This is a genomic window from bacterium (assembly GCA_008933615.1).
GTDB lineage: Bacteria > CLD3 > CLD3 > SB21 > SB21 > SB21.
The window spans coordinates 1-4,068 of record WBUR01000078.1; the positions used below are offsets into that span (position 1 = coordinate 1).

General features: G+C 47.6%; 2 protein-coding genes. One reads left to right on the forward strand and one right to left on the reverse strand.

Annotation, left to right across the window (positions count from 1 at the left end):
* Positions 1-1,117: 1,117 nt before the first annotated feature.
* Complete coding sequence (locus tag F9K33_16355; protein ID KAB2877469.1) at positions 1,118-2,245, reverse strand: HNH endonuclease; 1,128 nt, start codon at positions 2,243-2,245, stop codon at positions 1,118-1,120.
* 1,013 nt (positions 2,246-3,258) lie between these two features.
* Here F9K33_16355 and F9K33_16360 point away from each other — a divergent pair.
* Positions 3,259-3,498 (forward strand): hypothetical protein, encoded by a 240-nt coding sequence (locus tag F9K33_16360; GenBank protein KAB2877470.1) that lies wholly within the window; start codon positions 3,259-3,261, stop codon positions 3,496-3,498.
* Positions 3,499-4,068: the final 570 nt, after the last annotated feature.

Sequence of the window (4,068 nt, forward strand, 5' to 3'; positions counted from 1 at the left end):
TCTCCGCCATGGCGCCAAGAAGTGAGGCGACCAAAGGCCTCGCTATTGTTGTTATACGCGGGATGCCAATCATGGATGTAGCAATATGAAGTTTGCTTTGCTTAGAGATGACATAAGTTTAACTACAACATGATGGGTTGGGATAGCAATGCCAGCAGTCAGTGCAATCGGACCCTACCTAACGTCCGAATGCAGCACGAAGAAATCGACGATCTTATCGCCCATCGCACGAACAAGAAGGCAATAAAGCTTTACATATACTGACGCTACGCTACGCTACCTAACAAATCACCATTCCAACACCACGTAAGGAGTATAATTTGTATAGTATATAGTTTCAGGCCCGTTAGAACAGGACATGCTTAACCCGCCGATGAAGACAACAAGAATGAGGGGAATAACGACAGCAACCCCTTAAGTAGAGAGGTTTACGACACAGATGTAGAGAGAAGATGATCCATGAGAAGGATATTGTTGTATGACTAAGCTCTAGGCATATGCAATAGAAGGTACAGACAGAGTGGGCGAAGAGGGAGAATTGTGAGCATCGATAGGATGGAAAAGTCAGAAGAGAGAGAACAGAGAATAAAGGATATACACAAACATCACATTGAACATCACATCACATTGATATTGAACAGAGCTGTAGTATTTTCGATCAAATGTTGTTGAACTACGGGATAATCAGCAAGGTGGGAGTCTCAATGGACGCATTCATCGCCATCATTTGCTGGGGAATCACATATCTATATATTCATCGCTTGCCCCACCACCAATTCATGTTATATACACACAAACACACAGCACCAACGCTACGTTGCTTCACCCTCTGAGCATTAAGTGCTACTAATTCCGATTGCAGTTCAATGTCTTCATTCTGTAATAGTGTAATAACTTCACCTACAGTATGCTGGGGAATGTGGCCGCCATCATACGTGCTGGTTGTGTTTCAGCAGTTAATGGGAGTGTTGCTTTATATATAATAGGAATGATTCATCTGAATTAACACACATCAGAATTTCTTTAATTCCAGAAGCCCAAATCATCAAACCCAAAATTGGAAGGCAAAAATCGTTTTCATGGCCAAACGTTCAGCCATGACGCTCCCAGATGCCGCTTAAGTAGCTTTCTTTTTCCTTGGCTGTCGCTCTTGCGCCGACGCTCTCGCTCTCTTCCGTCTCGAGATTGGTTGAACAGAATCTGTAAACTTTTTGTACTTCCATTCTAGTATATTTCGTGATGGATAATGATGCAGGCGACGATCTTCGTCGATGCCATCGAAAATGCACTTCACCATTTTAACCTCACCTCCCATCTTCTCGTACACATTTCCATCACCATCTATCCCAAGAAGATTATTATCGAACTTAATGTGGCAGCTTGAGCAAAGTAGTAGCCCAACTCGGAGTTCATATTTGTTGGCCAATCCAAACTCGTTTGCTAGTTGTTTAAGGGGAATTTGTTCGCTGGCGCCAATGACATGCGCGGCTTGCAAAATTCGTTTCTCGTCACACCCACACACCAAACATCGGCCTCCATCTCTTTCCAATAAACATTCTCTCAGCGTATGTTGGAGTGCTCTGCTGCTTGCTCTTGAATTACCAGTCATTCCATCAGATTGGCTTGGCAATGCACTGCCATTGTTCACAGCTTGAAAAGTCTGTACACGTTTAGGGGAGCCTGTAGGACTATTAGTGTCGGATGACACAAACAAGCGGTCTGCTGCTTCCACAATGGGCAACTGCTTGAGTTCATTGACTACATCGAGCAGCTGCTCGTCAGATATTACTTGCCGCTTTGCCTCCCAAAGAGCACAGCTAGGAAGGTTGTACAGTCGACTAATAGGGGTGTCAAATTTTATACTCAGTTCAGCTAGGAAGTTTTGCAGAGATTGAGATGGCTGATACACCACGACATGTCGAATGCCGGTCGCCCAGTGAGTCACCGTCAATACAACTTTCGATGGAGGAACGGCTGGACAAAAACAAAAGGAATCGTTAGCAGTGCATAAGAAAATTAAAAGGAACAGGTAAAGCTCTTTACCTGTCTCAGCCGCAATTGCAACTGCCCGCAGATTATTTTCTTTTTTGCGGAGTTCCGCGAGCTGCTCGTTAAAAGCCAATAGGAGTCGCTCCTCCCGCTCAGTAAAGGGCGTCCCACGCGCTCTCTGCGCATTCTTGACGTCCTGAATATCCGCCTCCACGGCGCGAATTTTTCTTTCGATGTCCTCCAACGTCTCCGCCATGGCGCCAAGAAGTGACCAAAGGCCTCGCTATTGTTGTTGTACGCGGGATGCCAATAAGTCAGTTAATGGAAAAAGCAAAAGGAAGTAACTTAGAGATGACATAAGTTTAACTACAGCATGAAGAGTTGGGATAGCAATGCCAGCAGTCAGTGCAATCGGACCCTACCTAACGTACCTACCTACCATTGCAGGACTCCTCCAACACAGCGCAAGGGCCACTCTGCTGGCGCAACTGCAGGCTGCAATGTGTTTGTTTGACCGTTACAGACGTTTTCCGCTCGGTTAACTCCAGACTGCAGACCAGACTCCAGACTGCAGACCAGACTCCAGACTGCAGACCAGACTCCAGACTGCAGACCAGGGACACTTTTTTCAGTTTCTGCGCGCGCAGTCCGCAGAGACACCAGAGGCCCCACGGAGGCTCTCACTTCCGATTACCTGCGCACAAGTGGATCGAAGCATAATCATGGGCAATTTTATGGGAAACTATTTAGGGACAGGAGAAGCAACTCGTAAGTCATACGGTTCGTCTGCGCGTTTCCTCCCAGACTGCGCTAACATTATTCTCTGCCCAGACTACCTGGAGCTGGATAGATGGAACGACTGCATTTTAATTGTCACGGACGATCATTTCCGTGTGATCGTAAATGGACAGGAGGTTAACAACACCGCTGTCAAATCTTCCCCGTGGAGGTGGTCCGACGTTGGATTGTTGTCACAGATATGTATCTCTATCAGGTGCTGTCGGAGCAGCAGTGGTTGCTGTTGCGCCCAGAGAGCGAGTATCGTCGCGCATTGGAGGAAAGAGCTGAGGCATTCGATCCAATTACTTCTCCGTTCCTTCTGTACTCTACCATCACCACAACAATAAGCGACAGAATGATGGATCTTAGACGTGCATTGATAATATGACTCCTCACTGGTCTCGAAGTTATAGTGATAACTTGGCATTCGTGGCGCTCCCGCACTCCCCGCAAGTGCCGCGTATGGTGCAGCTGGTGATGGAGCTGCTCTTGACTGTGGAGTGCAGCCACGAGCAGAAGGGTGAACTATTTCCAACACTGCTGGAGAACAGCGAGGAGGAACTGAACGCTTTCCATAACAATCCGGGAAGTCTAGCCTCCGCGATTTCACGTCTGCTGTTGCAATCCAATCCTGCGGGTGGAGTACTTGATCCCGCCTGGGGAGTCTATGTGAATGCATTGTCAAGTGTGAGAGCCTTCAGCCCTGACGCTGTTTCTGCAGTATATTAATTGGGCTAGCAAGGCCTTTATTAATAGCAGGACGCCTAACCCCGTTCAGCAATCTGCGACAACGGTCACCTATAACTACGCCCCATACACCTGCCTGGTGCAGAGCTCAGGGGTAGGAAAGACCAAGCTGGTCTTGCATTGCAGGCACAGCACCCTGCTGATCTACATTTGTCTACGATCCTCCTCTTCCAGCGGCATGCCTGGTCGGTCTGTTATTGCCAACTTTGTGGACACGCTCAAGTCGAGTGAGGACTTCCTCAACTTCTTCTACGGCGTCTTTCTAGCGCTGACAAAGTGGAAGCATGATAATCCCGATGGGACATTCGAGGATGCGCACCATTATATGCAGCAGCAGCAAGAACAGTTCGCAGAAGCGGTTTGTCGTATTGCATTAGACCGAGGAACTACGCGCAACATTGGGATAAACGAAGCGATTCTAAACTTGATGTCGTCGTTTCACCAATGGAATGAATAGGGACGACTGCCTTGTGTGATCGCGTTGGATGAGGCCAGAGCGCTCTTGAAGAACGCAGTAAATCGCCCTTTGCAGAGTGGAGACGAGCCATAGGA